14 protein-coding genes are annotated in these 14,713 nt (G+C 66.7%); 4 read left to right on the forward strand and 10 right to left on the reverse strand.

Features of this window, described 5'->3' with window-relative positions; all coding sequences use genetic code 11:
• Positions 1-140: 140 nt before the first annotated feature.
• From H9L17_RS00450 to H9L17_RS00490, 9 genes are all read right to left on the reverse strand, one after another.
• Complete coding sequence (locus H9L17_RS00450) at positions 141-1,607, reverse strand: sigma-54 dependent transcriptional regulator (RefSeq protein WP_187570464.1); 1,467 nt, start codon at positions 1,605-1,607, stop codon at positions 141-143.
• Positions 1,604-2,002: a response regulator gene (locus tag H9L17_RS00455; RefSeq protein ID WP_187570465.1), complete on the reverse strand. Its 399-nt coding sequence runs from the start codon at positions 2,000-2,002 to the stop codon at positions 1,604-1,606. The genes H9L17_RS00450 and H9L17_RS00455 overlap by 4 nt, the downstream gene beginning before the upstream one ends.
• Positions 2,002-3,465 carry an RNA polymerase factor sigma-54 gene (rpoN, locus tag H9L17_RS00460; protein ID WP_187570466.1) on the reverse strand — a complete coding sequence of 488 codons (1,464 nt, stop codon included), beginning with the start codon at positions 3,463-3,465 and terminating at the stop codon, positions 2,002-2,004. Before rpoN ends, H9L17_RS00455 begins: the two co-directional genes overlap by 1 nt.
• A gap of 210 nt (positions 3,466-3,675) precedes the next feature.
• A complete protein-coding gene (locus tag H9L17_RS00465) occupies positions 3,676-4,242 on the reverse strand; it encodes a PilZ domain-containing protein (RefSeq protein ID WP_187570467.1) in 567 nt (188 codons plus the stop codon).
• Positions 4,239-4,580, reverse strand: a complete 342-nt coding sequence (locus H9L17_RS00470) for a hypothetical protein (RefSeq protein ID WP_187570468.1) — start codon at positions 4,578-4,580, stop codon at positions 4,239-4,241. Before H9L17_RS00470 ends, H9L17_RS00465 begins: the two co-directional genes overlap by 4 nt.
• Positions 4,547-4,939: a flagellar export chaperone FliS gene (gene fliS, locus H9L17_RS00475; protein WP_187570469.1), complete on the reverse strand. Its 393-nt coding sequence runs from the start codon at positions 4,937-4,939 to the stop codon at positions 4,547-4,549. The genes H9L17_RS00470 and fliS overlap by 34 nt, the downstream gene beginning before the upstream one ends.
• A gap of 27 nt (positions 4,940-4,966) precedes the next feature.
• A complete protein-coding gene (gene fliD / locus H9L17_RS00480; protein ID WP_187570470.1) occupies positions 4,967-6,301 on the reverse strand; it encodes a flagellar filament capping protein FliD in 1,335 nt (444 codons plus the stop codon).
• 124 nt (positions 6,302-6,425) lie between these two features.
• On the reverse strand, positions 6,426-6,635 hold the full coding sequence (locus tag H9L17_RS15960; protein ID WP_246455119.1) for a flagellar protein FlaG: 210 nt from the start codon (positions 6,633-6,635) through the stop codon (positions 6,426-6,428).
• A 253-nt stretch (positions 6,636-6,888) separates the two neighbouring features.
• The gene (locus tag H9L17_RS00490; RefSeq protein WP_187570472.1) at positions 6,889-7,773 is read right to left on the reverse strand and encodes a flagellin N-terminal helical domain-containing protein; all 885 of its coding nucleotides are present in this window, start codon (positions 7,771-7,773) and stop codon (positions 6,889-6,891) included.
• A 370-nt stretch (positions 7,774-8,143) separates the two neighbouring features.
• Between H9L17_RS00490 and H9L17_RS00495 the strand changes: the two genes are divergently transcribed.
• The 4 genes from H9L17_RS00495 to H9L17_RS00510 are packed head-to-tail and all read left to right on the forward strand — an operon-like array spanning position 8,144 to position 12,949.
• Positions 8,144-9,778, forward strand: a complete 1,635-nt coding sequence (locus H9L17_RS00495) for a hypothetical protein (RefSeq protein WP_187570473.1) — start codon at positions 8,144-8,146, stop codon at positions 9,776-9,778.
• The gene (locus H9L17_RS00500; protein WP_187570474.1) at positions 9,775-11,118 is read left to right on the forward strand and encodes a bifunctional cytidylyltransferase/SDR family oxidoreductase; all 1,344 of its coding nucleotides are present in this window, start codon (positions 9,775-9,777) and stop codon (positions 11,116-11,118) included. Before H9L17_RS00495 ends, H9L17_RS00500 begins: the two co-directional genes overlap by 4 nt.
• A gap of 28 nt (positions 11,119-11,146) precedes the next feature.
• On the forward strand, positions 11,147-12,283 hold the full coding sequence (locus H9L17_RS00505) for a DegT/DnrJ/EryC1/StrS family aminotransferase (protein WP_187570475.1): 1,137 nt from the start codon (positions 11,147-11,149) through the stop codon (positions 12,281-12,283).
• Positions 12,284-12,298: 15 nt separating this feature from the next.
• Complete coding sequence (locus H9L17_RS00510) at positions 12,299-12,949, forward strand: acetyltransferase (RefSeq protein WP_187570476.1); 651 nt, start codon at positions 12,299-12,301, stop codon at positions 12,947-12,949.
• A gap of 50 nt (positions 12,950-12,999) precedes the next feature.
• Here the strand turns inward: H9L17_RS00510 and H9L17_RS00515 are convergent, their stop codons facing one another.
• The gene (locus H9L17_RS00515; protein ID WP_187570477.1) at positions 13,000-14,445 is read right to left on the reverse strand and encodes a TDP-N-acetylfucosamine:lipid II N-acetylfucosaminyltransferase family protein; all 1,446 of its coding nucleotides are present in this window, start codon (positions 14,443-14,445) and stop codon (positions 13,000-13,002) included.
• Positions 14,446-14,713 lie beyond the last annotated feature (268 nt).

The following is a 14,713-nucleotide window of genomic DNA, read 5'->3' on the forward strand; positions in this document are numbered from 1 at the left end:
ATGGCGCCCGGAATGGCGTCAGGCTTGAGGTTTGGCCGAAGCGCGCTTCGACCCTTGAAGTCGCGTTGCAGGAAGCGCCGGGAACCCGTCGCTCCGGGTCGCGGGAGGTGAAGCTGTCAGGCGGGGAGGCCCGCGCCCGTTCAGGATTCGCCGGCGCCGTCGTCCGACGCGCTGCCGCGGCCGATGCCGTACTTGCGCAGTTTTTCCAGCAGGGTGGTGCGGCGCAGTCCCAGCAGGGGCGCGGCATGGGCGACCACGCCGCCGCTCTGCTGCAGGGCCTGGCGGATCAGCTCGTTCTCGATCTCGGCGATGTGCTGGCGCAGGTCCAGCCCGCCGGCGGGCAGCGACACCAGCGGCGACAGCGCGCTCGGGTCGGGCGGCAGCGCGGCCGGCTGCATCGGCGGCAGCTGATCCTCGCGCGGCGGCGCGGCATGCCGCAGCATGTCCTCGGGGATGGCCGCCCGGTAGCGCGCCGGCAGGTCGGCGATGCCGACCCGGCCGTCCGGGCTCAGCACCGCCAGCCGCTCCAGCAGGTTGCTCAGCTCGCGGACGTTGCCCGGCCAGCCGTAGTGCTGGAGCGCCGCGATCACGTCCTCGGAGAGGCTCACCCGGCCGCGGCCGGCGTCTGCGAGCTGGCGGGTGATTGCCGCCACCAGGTCCGGCAGATCGTCGCCGCGCTCGCGCAGCGCCGGCATTTCGATGGGGAAGACGTTGAGGCGGTAGAACAAGTCCTCGCGGAACCTGCCGTCGGCGATGTGCGCTTCCAGATTGCGGTGGGTCGCCGCCACCACCCGCACGTCGCAGGTGATCGGCGCGCCGCCGCCGACGCGCTCGAACACGCGCTCCTGCAGCACCCGCAGCAATTTGACCTGCATCGCCATCGGCATGTCGCCGATCTCGTCCAGCAGCAGGGTGCCGCCCTCGGCCATCTCGAAGCGGCCCTTGCGCTGAGTCAGCGCGCCGGTGAACGCGCCCTTTTCGTGGCCGAACAGCTCGCTTTCCAGCAGATCGGGCGGGATCGCGCCGCAGTTGATCGCGACGAAGGGCTTGTCCTTGCGTGGCGAGCGCGCGTGGATGGCACGCGCCGCGACCTCCTTGCCGGTGCCGGATTCGCCGAGGATCAGCACGGTGGTGTCGAAGCGCGCCACCTGGTCGATCATCCGGTTCAGCCGCTGCACTGCCGAGCTACGGCCGGTCGGCCCGACCTGCGGGATCTCGCGCCGCTCGTCGTCGTCCATGCGCTTGATGCTGGCCCGGCGCAGCACGTCCTGCAGCTGGTTGCGGCGGATCGGATAGTCCAGCGGCCACACCATTTCCGGGTGCAGCCGGCCGCGCCAGCCGGCATCGCCGGCGGGCGCGGGCAGGGCGATCACCGGTGGATGCAGCGGCTGGCGGGACAACCAGTCGGCGAACGCGTCCCAAGCGGCGGGGTCGCCCACGTCGCCGGCGATCACCGCCACCCAGTCGGTGGCGCGCGCCTTGTCCAGGTTGATGTCGGCGGCGTCGGCGACGATGCGCGGGGTGAAATCCATGAAGTCGAGCAGCGTCGCCAGCCGCTCGGTGCGGGCGTCGTCGGCGTCGACCACCAGGATGCGCGATTCGCTCATGCACCGTCCTCGTCGTCGCCGCCCGTCGCGGCCAGTCGCTCCAGCAGCGGCAGCACTTCCTGCATGTAGTTGAGCTTGCTGACGAAGGCGTCGCTGCCGGCCCGCTGGGCGTGCTCGCGATGCTCGTTGTCGTCGAAATGGCTGACGATGGCGACAAATGGCGGCGCATCCTGCGCTTTTATCAGGCGGGTCGCCTGCAGGCCGCCCATTTCCGGCATCGCCAGGTCCATCAGCACCACGTCCGGGCGCAGCGACTCGGACCGGGCCACCGCCTCGATGCCGTTGGCGGCGGTGCCGGCGATCTCGATCCACGGATGCTTGCGCATGTGGCGCAGCACCGCATTGATGAAGCCCTCGTGGTCGTCCACGAGCAGCACCTTGATCGTCTTGTACATCACGTCCGCCCCTGTTTCGTCCGTCCCTGTGCCACGCGCTCAGCCCATCCGCACCTGCGCGTCCGGCTTGCCCCCCGCGTGCGCGGGTTGCGCTCGCGCCGGCGCAGCCGGGCGGGCGCGATGGACAGTTGCTCACGATACTTCGCCACCGTGCGCCGCGCCACGCGGATCCCCTGCCGCGCCAGCATGGCAGCGATCACCTCGTCGCCCAGCGGCGCGTGCGCCGGCTCGTCCTCGATCAACCGCCGCACCATCGCCTTGATCGCCGTCCCGGACACCTCCGCGCCCTCCAGCCGCACCGCGAACAGGCGCTTGAGCTCCAGCGTGCCGCGCGGGGTCTGGATGTACTTGCCGGTGGTGATGCGCGACACGGTGGATTCGTGGACGCCGATCTCCTCGGCCACTTCCTTGAGCGTGAGCGGGGCGATGGCCTCCTCGCCGCGCTCCAGAAAGGCCTGCTGGCGCGTCACCAGCACCCGCGCGGTCTTGAGCAGCGTCTCGTTGCGGATGCCGAGGCTGCGCAGCAGCCAGCGCGCTTCCTCCAGCAGGCCGCGCATGCCCTCGTGACCGGACGCCTGCTCGGCGTAGGCGCACAGGCGCAGCCGGGGCGCGCTGCGGGCGCTCAGCCGCACCTGCCAGCCGTCGGCGGCGCGCCAGGTGATGACGTCGGGCACGATGGCGGCGGTTTCCGGCTCCGGCGGCTGTTCCACCGGATGCGGCTGTAGCGACAGGATCAGCGCCACCGCGGCGGCCACGGCGTCCGGTGAAGATTTCAGCCGGGCCGCCAGCGCGGCGTGGTCGTGGCTGGCCAGCAGGTCCAGGTGCTCGCCGACGATCCGCAGCGCCAGGGCGCGCGCATCGCCGGCGGGCAGGGCGCGCAGCTGGGCCAGCAGGCATTCGCCGGGGTCGGCGGCGGCCATGCCCGGCCATTCGCCGTCCAGCAGCAGGCGCTGGCGCGCGTCCAGCAGGGTCTCGCAGGTGGCGTCAGGGAGGGCGTCCGCCAACTGCGCCGCGCCCTGCCGGGCCAGCGCCTGCGGTTCCTCCTCCAGATAGCCGCGGTCGTCGCAGCGATCCAGCCAGTACGCGGCCATCGCCAGCTCGCGGGCGTCGCAGCGCAGTTGCAGCTGCTGCAACAGGCGCTGGCGCGGGTCGCTGGATTCGCCGGCGGCGATGCGGGCGGTGGCGTCGTCTTCGGCATCGCCGGCGTGGCCGCCGCCGGACAGGAACATGGGCTCCGGCAGTTCGTCCCAGGCGGCCGTTTCCTGCGCGGCGGTGTCGGCGTCGCTGGGTGGGGCGGATTCGTCTTCCTCGGTCTCCTGCTCCAGCAGGGGATTGCGCTCCAGGACCTGCTGCAGTTCCTGTTCGAGCTGCAGCGAAGTGACCTGCAGCAGGCGAATGGATTGCAGCAGCTGCGGGGTCAGCGTCATCGACTGCCCCATCTTGGCCTGCAAGCTCGCCTTCATTTCTGCCCCCTGCGGATACTGCCCTCGCTGGTCATCCGGCGTGGTGGAACCACCCCCGCGCAACTGCGCCTCGAGGGCAGTGTAAGGGTGAACTCGATGCAATGGCAGGGTTTCGGGGCGACGGAGTCGGAAAACCGTCACCTGCCGGAACAGCGCTCGACGCCAACCGCGGGGCGGACGGCAGGTTCTGAATGCGCTTTCCCGACGCGCTCAGGCACCCTCGGCGCGGGCGCGGCGGTTGGCGATCGCCCGCCGGTGCTGGCGGAACAGATGGCGCTCCAGCGCCGACGTGGCGGCCTCGGTCAGCGGGCCGAAGCGCAGCCACAGCTCGGCCCTGCCGCCCGATCCCGGCTCGCTGGCGATGACGGTGGCGGGCAGCTCCAGCGGTTCCGGCAGCCACGAGGTCGCCTGGATGCGGAACAGGCCGGTGCTGCCCTCGGCATGCGGCGCGGCCACGGGCATGCGCGCGCCCAGCGCCGACCAACGTAGCGGCGTCAGCGGATCGGTGCGATCCTGCCGGAGCTTGGCACCGAGCAGGGTCATCATCAGCTCCAGCCGGGCCTCGATCCGGCGCAGCGCGGGCGACAGCGGCGCGTCGTCTTCCTCGCCGCCGGTGTCCTCGATGGTGGCGATCGCGCGCAGGCAGGCTTCGGCGCGCACGCAGGCCGCTTCCGCCAGCACGTCGTCCACCGGCTGCGCGACGAAGGCCGCGCGCTGCGTTTCCTCGCAAGACAGGGATTCGCCGAACAGCACTGCGTCGGCGGCGTCGCGGTTCATCCCATCGCCTGCAGATAGGCGCTGGCGCCCCGCTGGTGGCGCTGGAGCTGCTGCAACTGGTCGGCGACCTGGTCGCGCAGCACCCCGAGTTCGCCCAGCAGCTCCTGCTGGCGTTCGGCCAGGCCGCGCCAGGCCTGGACCTGGCGGGGATCGAGCAGGGAGGCCTCGTGCGCCGGCAGCGCCTGGCGGACCGCGCGGTCGTGCGCTTCGAGCAGGGCCAGCGCCGCGTCCAGATCGGTCTGACCCAAGGCTTTGCGCAGCGCCTCGACGGGCAGCGGCGGCGGGGCGTCGGCGGCGTAGTCGGTCACTTGCTCCGCTCCGGATCGATCGCCAGCCACGCTTCCTCGATGTCGGCGAACAGACGGTCGACTTCCTTCAGCTTCCCCGCGTCGTTGTGCAGGTTGCCCTCGAACAGTCGACGCTGCGAATAGTCGTACAGCGACGCCAGCCCGGCGGCGATGTCGCCGCCCGCCTTGTGGTCGAGCGAACCGTCCAGCTGGCCGATGATCATGCTGGCTTCGCTGATGGCCTGTCCCTTGCGCGCCACGTCGCCGACGTCCATGCAGGCCTGCGCCAGCTTCAGGCGCTCGCGCACGCCGGCCAGCATCAGCGCCACCAGGCGATGGGGACTGGCATCCAGCACCGCGCTGCTGACGGCGGTCTGGCGGTAGTGCTGGGCAGAAGCGCGTGCGTTCATGGCGGTTGTCGGTGGGATTGGGGGACTTTAGGAAGAGGTGCCGAGGTGCTGTGAGATGTAGCTGGAAGTGCCCTGCAGTTGCGCCATCATCGTGTCGAGGGCGGTGAAGCGGGCGCGATAGGCTTTTTCCAGCCGCTCCATGCGGGCGTCGAGGTCGGTGCGCTGCTGGGTGATCGACTTCTGCCGGTCGGCCAGGCTCTTGCTGCGGTTGGACAGCATGCCGTCGTCGCCGATGTAGTTCTGGAGCAGGCCGCGCATGTTCTTGCCGAACTCGGCGTCGTCTCCCAGCAAATTCTTGACCGCGCTGGGGTTGGTGGCGATGGCGCTGTCGAACTTGCTGCCGTCCAGACTCAGCGTCCCGTCCACCGCGGTCTTCAGGCCGAGCTTGGCGAAATCGGCATAGCTGTTGCTGATCGCGTTGCGCATCGAGGCCATGATCGCGCGCGGGGTGGCGTCGCCGCTCAGCGCGCCGGCCGTCGCGTTTTCGCCGCCGGCGGCGCTCTGCTTGCGCATCGCGTTCATGGCGGCGTTGTAGGCGGTGATGAAGCCCTGCAGCGTGTCCTTCAGCGACGCGGGATCGGCGCCCACGTCCAGGCTGAAGCCCGTGCCCGGCTTGGCCTTGGTCAGGTCCAGGGTGACGCCGTCGATCAGGTCGGTGAGGTGGTTGGACGAAGAGGTGCGGGTGATGCCGTCCACGGTGACCACCGCGTCCTGCGCGGCCGACAGCTGGGTCAGGGTGCCGCCGCTGGTCGCAAGCACCGACAGCCCGCCGTTGCCGCCGCTGGCGCCGATGCTCAGCGCGCCGGCGCTGCCGGTCTTGTCGGAGGTCAGGGTCAGCACGTCGCCGTCGTCGCCGTGCACGATGGTGGCGGTCACGCCCTTGCCGGCGGCCTGCTTGTTGATGGCGTCGCGGATGTTGGCCAGGGTGCCCTTGCCGGACTCGATGACGACGTTGAACGCCGTGCCGCCGCCGACCTGGAAAGTCAGCGTGCCGTCGCCCACCTGGGTGGCGCTGGCGACCGCCGCCGATTGCAGCTTGTGGGCGGTGGCGAGCGCTTCCACGGTGACCGAATAGTTGCCCACCGTGGCCTTGGAGGTAGCGCTGGCGGTGAAGCCGGCATCGGTGCCGACCGTGGCCTTGCGGCCCGGCAGGCCGCCATCGGCCTTGAACTTGTCCAGCGCGGTGCTCAGGCTCGACATCGCCGAGGTGATGGAGCCGAACGCGGAAATCTGCGCCTTGGTGGTGGATTCCAGCGCATTCAGGCGATCGTCCGCAGGCTTGCGGTCTGCCGCGACCAATCCGGAGACGATGCTCTCGACATTGAGCCCGGAGCCGATACCGGCACTGGTAAGCGTGGCCATCTTGCCTCCTCGGAGCTACCGACGCCCCGTCAATTCCTGAACCGCATGCAATGTTCGTGCTATGCCTGTAACGGCGCGCGCCGTCCGATCTTGAGCGCGCCGCGGCCTTGGGACCATGCGCCGTTCAGGCTTTCTGGTCAAGCAGGCCGGTGCCGGTATCCGCCAGCCTGCGCGCCACCGCCAGTGCGGCCTCGTCGGGAATCTGGAGGATGGTTTCGCCGGTGTCGGAATCGACCACCGACACCACCACGCGGCGCAGATCCTCGTCCACGCGGAACTTCAGGTTGGTCTGCACGCGGGATTCGGCCAGCGTCGCCTCGATCTGCTTCTGCAATTCGCTAGGCGTGGTGCTTTTCTGGGGCGGCGGTGGCGGTTCTGCCTGCGCATCCCGGGCGGGGAGGTGCCGGATGGTGCGGAAGGACCGCCGGAAACCGGACGCGGCGAAGCCTCGGCGCCATGCGTCGAGGCGGGAAGTGCGCCGCTGGGCGAAGCACTGATGGGCGTGATGTTGGACATGACGGCTCATCAATTTGAAGCCGTTCGGGGAGGCCGGCGAACCGGCCGCCCCGACGGGGAAAACCAGAGGATCAACGCAACAGGCTGAGCACGTTCTGCGGCGCCTGGTTGGCCTGGGCCAGCATCGCGGTGCCTGCCTGGGTCAGGATCTGCGTGCGGGTCAGGTTGGCCGTTTCCGCGGCGAAGTCCGTGTCCATGATGCGGCTGCGGGCGGCGGAGATGTTCTCGACCGAGATCTGCAGCGTGCTGATCACCGACTCGAAGCGGTTCTGGGCCGCACCGTAGGTGGCGCGCTCGGCGTTCAGCTTGTCCAGCGCCACGTCGATGTCCTTGATCGCGGCCTTGGCGGCGACTGCGGTGCTGCCGGTGATGGCGGAGGCGGAACCGGTGATCGTCGCGATCACGGCGTCGGTGCCGGTCGCGCTGCTCAGGCTGCCGCTGGTGCCGGCGGTGCCGCCGGACAGCTTGCTGCGGGCGATGCTGACGGTGTCGTTCGAGGTGGTGCCGGCGCCGACCTGGAAGTCGAACGCGGAGGAACCGGTGAACAGCTTGGTGCTGTTGAAGGTGGTGCCGTTGACCACGCGGCCGATTTCGTCCTGCAACTGCTTGAACTCGGCCTGCAGATTGGTGCGGTCGTCCGAGCTGTTGGTGGCGTTGGCGGACTGGACGGCCAGCTCGCGCATGCGCTGCAGCGAGTCGCCGATCTTGCCCAGCGCGCCTTCGGCGGTCTGCGCCAGCGAGATGCCGTCGTTGGCGTTGCGGATGGCGACGTTGGAACCGCGGATCTGCGCGTTCATGCGCTCGGCGATGGCGAGGCCGGCGGCGTCGTCCTTGGCGCTGTTGACGCGCAGGCCCGAGGACAGGCGCTGGATCGAGGTGGACAGGCCGAGATTGCTGGCGTACAGGTTGCGCTGGGTGTTCAGCGACATCAGATTGGTATTGACGCTATTAGCCATGGTGCTTGCTCCTGAAGTAGTGTCCGGCGGGGAGGATTTTTTGCCGGGGTTACCGCAGAAGATGCCGTTCTGGTGGCCCCGTCCTCTGCTGGACTCGGTAACGGCGTTGCACCAACCGCCTTGAGCCGGCTTGGAGGCGAAGTTGCGGTTTTGCGACCCTTGCCGCAGAAATAAAAAAATTCCTGTGAATGCCCTAAAGTTTCCCGAACGGGCGCGGCCACCGCCCGGATGCCGGATCCGTCCGGCGCCCGGCCGGGCGCGGTGGCGCATCCCGAACGGCATGCGTCTTGCTTGATAATCGCGAAGCCATACTGGCCGCGGCGGGCAGGCTGCGCGCCCGGATGCATCCACTTCGGACAAGGGGAACCACATGCGGGTCAAGACCATCGACTGGGAACGCTTGCCCCGGATTGATCGCCTGCTCCGCGAGCAACGCTACGAGGAACTGGAAACCGTACTGGCGGAGCACTCCAGCCAGGATCTGCTGAGCGACGAAGCCTTGATGGCCGCACGCGCAATGAACCTGGCGCCCACCGTGATCTACCTGGCCACGCTGGGCATCGAGAACCTGCCGGCGCCGGGCCAGCGAGCCATGTGGATGGAGGTGTACCGCACGCTGGGCAGAAAGGCGCCTACCGAGGGATTCCTGGCGCTGCCCAAGCGGCTGCCGGCTCGTTGGGTGGCGCAGAACGCCATTTCCGGGAGGAAGCCGGATCTGGCCACGCTGCGCCAGTGCAAGGGGAAACTGCATGACTGGCGCGACGCCTTCGAACTGGCGGTCGACCAAGGGCATTACGAACTGCTGGAATGCATGACGTCGCACCTGCTGGCGCAGGCCACCTCCGTCGACGATTGGCTGGAACTGGCGGGCATGCTCATGGAGCGGGACTCCATGCTGAACACCAGGATCGACATGCTGCCGCTCGCGCGCAGCCTGCTGCGCATCTGCAAGCGGCTCCCGGACCGCGGATTGATGTACACCCGCACCATGCTGGCGTTGAAGGCCGCGAATTATTTCCGGCTCGGAGGCGCGAACGCGCAGGCCATCGCTGCCGCGGAGTTCATCTCCGATCCCGACCATCAATTGCTCAAGATGATCCTGATCTCCGAGGCGTACTGCCATCTGGGCGACCTGCCGCGCAGCATCGAATGGATCGACCGCTTGCTGCGCGCCGCCGCGACGCAGCCCAAGCACGCGGACGAAATCAGGATCTGGTACGAAAAGAACGACAGGCTCAAGGAACAGGCATCCAGCTTCAATCCGGAGAGCGCGGGCGAGGCGCTGGTGGCGTTGCAACGCCTGCTTGACCGCAGCGGCCACAAGGCTTTCCTCGTCTCCGGCACCTTGCTGGGCTACGCGCGCGAAGGCCGGCTGCTGGCCCACGACAAGGACATCGACGTCGGCGTCATGAACTGGGAAAGCCAGTTCGACATCGTCATGGCGCTTGCCGAGAGCGACCAGTTCGCCCTGAACACCCGCACCATGGTCGGCGCGCAGACGTACGCGCTGGTGGTGCTGCACCTTCCCACCGGCATCACCATCGACGTCTTTCTGTATCACCCCGAAGGCGACAAGCTGGTCACCGGCGTGCAGAGCCAATTCGGCTATTTGCAGAAGTTCGCGTTCACGCCGTTCGGCCTCGAGCAGGTGGATTTCCTTGGCATCAAGGTCTACGTCCCGGACGATGTGGATCGCAACCTGACCGAGAACTTCGGCGCAGGCTGGCGCACCCCGGACCCGGGGTACCTCTCGCACCTCGAATCGCCGTCCACGATGGACGTGGGCGGGCTGGTATACCAACTCGTCGGACGCCAGAACTGCCTCATGGCCATCCAGAGAGGCAAGCCGGACAAGCTTCTGCGCGCACTGACGCTGCTTGAGCGGGTGCAGGGCGAACCCTGCGGAATGAAGCCCGACCTGGTGGAGGGCCTGCGCCGACTGGGCATGGACTTCCCGCAGTCTCCCGTTGCCAGCGGGCCGGAGCAGGCGGAGGCCGCGGCATGACCGGCAGGACCACGGCCTACGTGCTGCTGGCCGGCGGCAGCGGCAGCCGGCTGGGCGCGCACGTGCCCAAGCAGTTCATCCGCGTGGCCGGCAAGACCGTGCTGGAGCACAGCTACGCCTGCATCGCCGGCTTCGCGCCCGGCGCGCGGATCGTGGTGACGGTACCGGCCGATTCATTGGCGTTCGTGCGCGAGCTACTCAGGAACACCGCGGCGGAAGTGATCGTCGGCGGCGCATCGCGGCAGGAATCCGCCTGGGCGGCGCTGCGCCACCTGAAGGCCTCGGCGCCGGACAACGTCGTCCTGCACGACGCCGCGCGTCCGTTCCTGGACCACCAGATCCTGCACGACGTCGATGAAGCGCTGGGCCACGTCGATGCCGTGGACGTGGCGATCAAGACCGCCGACACGATCATCGTCGAGCGCGACGGGCTGATCCAGAGCATCCCCAAGCGCGACCACCTGTTCCGTGGGCAGACGCCGCAAGGCTTCCGCTTCCAGGCGCTGCTGGGCTGTTACGAGGAGCTTGGCGCGGAACGGCTGGGCGAGTTCACCGACGACTGCGGCATCTACCTGGCCTGCAATCCGCTGAGCCCGGTCCGCATCGTCCAGGGCAGCACCGAGAACATCAAGATCACCGACGCGGTGGACCTGATCCTGGCCGACGAACTGTTCCGCATCCGCCAGCAGCGGCTCGCGCCCAACCTGGGCGGCGTTGACATGCAGGGCCGGCGCGTACTGGTGTTCGGCGGCAGCATGGGCATCGGCAAGGCCATCGCGCAGATCGTGGAAGAGGCCGGCGGCACCGTGCGCAGCCTGTCGCGCGGCAACGGCTGCGACATCGCCGACCACGCGCAGGTGGCGGCCGCCATCGCGGAAGCGCAGCGGGAGTGGGGCGGGATCGACCACGTGGTCAACGCCGCCGGCGTGCTGGTCAAGGGGCCGCTTTCCACCCAGTCCCCGCTCGACGTGGCGCAGCAGGTGTCGGTCAACCTGCTGGGCGCGCTCAACGTGGCGCAGTGCAGCCACGCGGCGCTGAAGGCGTCGAAGGGCATGCTGCTGAACTTCTCTTCGTCGTCGTTCACCCGCGGGCGCGCCGAATACTCCGCGTATTCCGCCTGCAAGGCCGGCATCGTCAACATGACCCAGGCGCTGGCCGACGAGTGGATGGACGACGGCATCCGGGTGAACTGCATCGTGCCCGGCCGCACCGACACCGCAATGCGCCGCAGCAACTTCGCCGGCGAGGATACCCGCACGCTGCTGAGCCCCTACGAAGTGGCGCTGGTGGCGGCCAAACTGATGAGTTCGACCGAAACGGGAGTGATTGCCCGTGTCTGAAGCAGCCGCATAACGGAATGATCGTCTTATGAGCGAGTCTCCCATCTTCGTCACTCGGCCCGAACTCCCGCCGCTGGAAGATTTTCTTCCTTATTTGCAGGAGATCTGGGAAACACGGGTATTGACGAACAATGGCCCGTTCCACCAGAAGCTGGAAGCGGCACTGTGCGAATACCTTGGAGTGCCGTATATCTCGCTATTCACGAACGCAACATTGGCGCTGGTCACCGCATTGCAAGCACTGCGCGTCACTGGCGAGGTAATCACGACTCCTTATTCGTTTGTCGCCACCGCACATTCGTTGATGTGGAACGGCATAAAGCCGGTATTCGTGGATATCGACCCAGTGACACTGAATCTGGACCCACTCCGCATCGAGGCCGCGATCACACCGCAGACGACGGCGATCATGCCGGTTCACTGCTACGGCACACCATGCGATGTCGATGCGATTCGTCGCATTGCCGACGACTATGATCTGAAGGTGATTTACGACGCCGCGCATGCCTTTGGCGTCCAGCGCCAGGAAGGCGACGTGATGCGCAGCGTTCTCAACCACGGTGATCTATCGGTGTTGAGCTTCCACGCGACCAAGGTATTCAATACCCTTGAGGGTGGCGCGATCATTTCGCCGGATGCACGCACCAAGCAACGCATCGACCACCTGAAGAACTTCGGTTTCGTCAACGAGACCACTGTGGTCGCGACCGGCATCAACGGCAAGATGAGCGAGGTCAACGCGGCACTCGGACTGCTGCAGCTCAAGCATGTGGATCATGCGATTACACGCCGCAGCGAGGTCGAGTCAACCTACCGCCAGCTATTTACGGACGTGCCAGGACTGCGCATGCTGGACATACCGGCCAACGCACAGCGGAACCACTCATATTTTCCGATTTTGATCGAACCGGGCTTTGGGGCCTCGCGCGACGATGTTTATCAGGCACTGAAGGTGCGCAACGTGTTCGCGCGGCGCTACTTCTACCCGCTGATTTCCGATTTTCCGATGTATCGAGGCCTGCCATCAGCCAGCGCGGCGAATCTGCCTGTTTCCCATACTACGGCCAGCCAGGTGCTATGCCTGCCGATCTTTCCGTCGCTGACGGATGTGGACATCGAACACATCGCCTCCATCGTCCAGAGTACGCCGTCGAGCACGTTGTAAAATGAGGGGCAGCGCATGAGTGACCGCTTGTTCGGGCTGTATGGTGCGGGTGGCTTTGGTCGAGAAGTTATGCCTCTGGCGCGATCTCAGCTCGGTTCGGGTTGGCGGATCGTATTCGTCGAGACCCAGCCTCACGACGCCAAGGTCAACGGCTTCCCGCTGCTTTCCGAAGACGATTTCTTCGCGGCGCAGGCTTCCGAACGTTGCTTCGCTGTCGCAATCGCGGACTCGCATGCACGGGAAGCGATAGAGAAGCGCTGCACGCAGCGTGGCGCACACGCCCTGTCGTTGAGCGCACACAATGCAACGATCTATGACGACAACCGGATCGGCCACGGCGCGATCCTGTGCGCGCACACGACGATTACCTCGAATGCAAGCATCGGCTGTCACTTCCACGCAAACATCTATTCGTACGTTGCGCACGATTGCGTTATCGGCGACTACGTGACATTCGCGCCGCGCGTGAGTTGCAACGGCAACGTGCATATCGGGAACCATGCTTACATCGGCACCGGGGCAATGCTCCGTCCTGGAGTGCCTGGTGGCCGACCATTGACCATCGGCGAAGGCGCAATTGTTGGCATGGGTGCGGTCGTAATCCACGACGTCGAACCGCACACGACCGTAGTCGGCAGTCCCGCGCGAGCCATCACGCGTCGCTGAACCCTGCGCGATTCAAGTCTGCGACGGCCTGACCTCGGTTCGCATAGCGCCTATGCGCTGTGTCGCGCTCCCGTCGCCGCCCCAATCAGCGCCTTCGTACGCGCAAGTTGCAACTCGCGCCCGATCATGCCCATGAACACATCGGCCTGTGCGCGACGCGCCGTGGCCGATAGCGGCGTCAAGTCACCGCCGCCAATCGCCTCGACCGGAACACCCTGCTCGTGCAGCCATGGATGCAGCGGGCTGCTTGGGTTGACATGCAGTTTCGCACCCAGCAGCCCACTGATGATGAGGTTGCCAAATGCTTGCTGGCGCACATGATTCATCATCACGTGACCGCAAGATCTGAGTAGCGCGATATAGCGCTCGCGCGGCATGAAGTCCACCAATGGCACGAACCGATCGCCGAACTTGTCCCGACCATCTTGCAGGATGGCTGCACGATATGCGCCGTCCCCATAGCTCAGCGGCACGATGAGTTGCCGACCGGCAAGATCCACGTGATCGTGCAAATAATCGAACAATTCGAGGTGGTTATTGGTCGCCGTCGCACTATTGCCCACGAGGATATTGGGCGCGTGCTGATCCAGCGTCGCGCCGGGCAAGCTGAGGTCGTTCTCGGCATTGCCATAGTTCCAGCGCAAGTAGCGGGCACGAAAGCCGGGAACACAGCGCCGCACGATGTCGAATTCGGAGGGCAAAACCGGGCTGAAGATATCGACACGAGCGAGCGCAGCTTGCTCCTCCATGGTTGCACGCGGGTAAGGATGCGCGAAGTCCTGCGTTGCAGAGACCAACCCGCGCGTCGCCAGTTGCTCGGCGAGCCTCGTGGTGAGCGGCATCAACAATCCATCGGGAAAGGCGTCGCGGATCAGACCATAGTAGTCGTAACCCCAGCCGATCCATGTGACACAGCAGTGGTTGGGCACCACCGCCAGCGCGGCAAGGTGGCGCCGCTCCATGGTGTGACAGACCACACCGGCAGCATGGGCCGCGATCTGTGCGAAACCATCCATATCGACGCAACGCACTCGTGCATCCTTGATGTACTTGAAGGGCTGACGCCCGTTCAGCACCACCCATTCATGACGCCCAGGATCCGCCTGTTCGAAATCGCGAATGGCCATGTCGATGAACTTGTCATCCACCACCAAGTGCAGCAGTTTGGAGACAGGAAGTGTGGGGGCGGGCTCGGATGGAACGGTGACGACTGTCGTTGCGAGCGCGACCGCCAGGGCCTGCTCGTAGCGTTGCAGTGCGGCCAGCGCCGAGCCGCCGGGCAGCGGCCCGCCCAACAGCCCGCGCAAGCTGTCGGCTGCGCCATGCAATGTGGGCTGCTCGGGAAGGCACGTATTCACTGCATCCAGCGCCTCGCCGATCAGACGGCGCAGGTCGGGCAGGTCCGCACCTCGCGCCAGGTACTCGACCGCTTCGCGGATGGTGGCGGCCAATTCGCGGGCGCGCTCGTGATCGGCAGCGTTGTAGCGCGTGTTCATGGGTGTGCGGCGATCCGGGGAAACGGCTAGAGGGCAGAATGATGGGGCGGGGGAGATGAAGCAAGTCGGTAGCCCAAGAGCTTCGCTCGCGTGCTGCGTGGATGGCAAAGCGTTCCATTCGGCACGGCAGTTGCATAGCGTTTCGGGGGCATCATTGGCTCGCATTGGCGGCGCGTCTTATGCTCCCAAACGGCCGCACACCAGCCTGTTCGCAGACCTGTCTAAAGCGGCACGAAAAGGCATAACCAACCAAGGAGCCATCTTTCCA

Source organism: Thermomonas brevis (genome assembly GCF_014395425.1).
GTDB classification, from domain to species: Bacteria; Pseudomonadota; Gammaproteobacteria; order Xanthomonadales; family Xanthomonadaceae; genus Thermomonas; species Thermomonas brevis.

Excerpts from the sequence above, each read along its gene's own strand:
- H9L17_RS00510 (WP_187570476.1), top strand. The coding sequence starts at position 12,299 with ATGAGTGACCGCTTGTTCGGGCTGTATGGTGCGGGTGGCTTTGGTCGA.
- H9L17_RS00490 (WP_187570472.1), bottom strand. The coding sequence starts at position 7,773 with ATGGCTAATAGCGTCAATACCAATCTGATGTCGCTGAACACCCAGCGC.
- fliS (WP_187570469.1), bottom strand. The coding sequence starts at position 4,939 with ATGAACGCACGCGCTTCTGCCCAGCACTACCGCCAGACCGCCGTCAGC.
- H9L17_RS00465 (WP_187570467.1), bottom strand. The coding sequence starts at position 4,242 with ATGAACCGCGACGCCGCCGACGCAGTGCTGTTCGGCGAATCCCTGTCT.
- H9L17_RS00500 (WP_187570474.1), top strand. The coding sequence starts at position 9,775 with ATGACCGGCAGGACCACGGCCTACGTGCTGCTGGCCGGCGGCAGCGGC.
- H9L17_RS00450 (WP_187570464.1), bottom strand. The coding sequence starts at position 1,607 with ATGAGCGAATCGCGCATCCTGGTGGTCGACGCCGACGACGCCCGCACC.
- fliD (WP_187570470.1), bottom strand. The coding sequence starts at position 6,301 with ATGGCCACGCTTACCAGTGCCGGTATCGGCTCCGGGCTCAATGTCGAG.
- H9L17_RS00455 (WP_187570465.1), bottom strand. The coding sequence starts at position 2,002 with ATGTACAAGACGATCAAGGTGCTGCTCGTGGACGACCACGAGGGCTTC.
- rpoN (WP_187570466.1), bottom strand. The coding sequence starts at position 3,465 with ATGAAGGCGAGCTTGCAGGCCAAGATGGGGCAGTCGATGACGCTGACC.
- H9L17_RS00495 (WP_187570473.1), top strand. The coding sequence starts at position 8,144 with ATGCGGGTCAAGACCATCGACTGGGAACGCTTGCCCCGGATTGATCGC.
- H9L17_RS00505 (WP_187570475.1), top strand. The coding sequence starts at position 11,147 with ATGAGCGAGTCTCCCATCTTCGTCACTCGGCCCGAACTCCCGCCGCTG.
- H9L17_RS00515 (WP_187570477.1), bottom strand. The coding sequence starts at position 14,445 with ATGAACACGCGCTACAACGCTGCCGATCACGAGCGCGCCCGCGAATTG.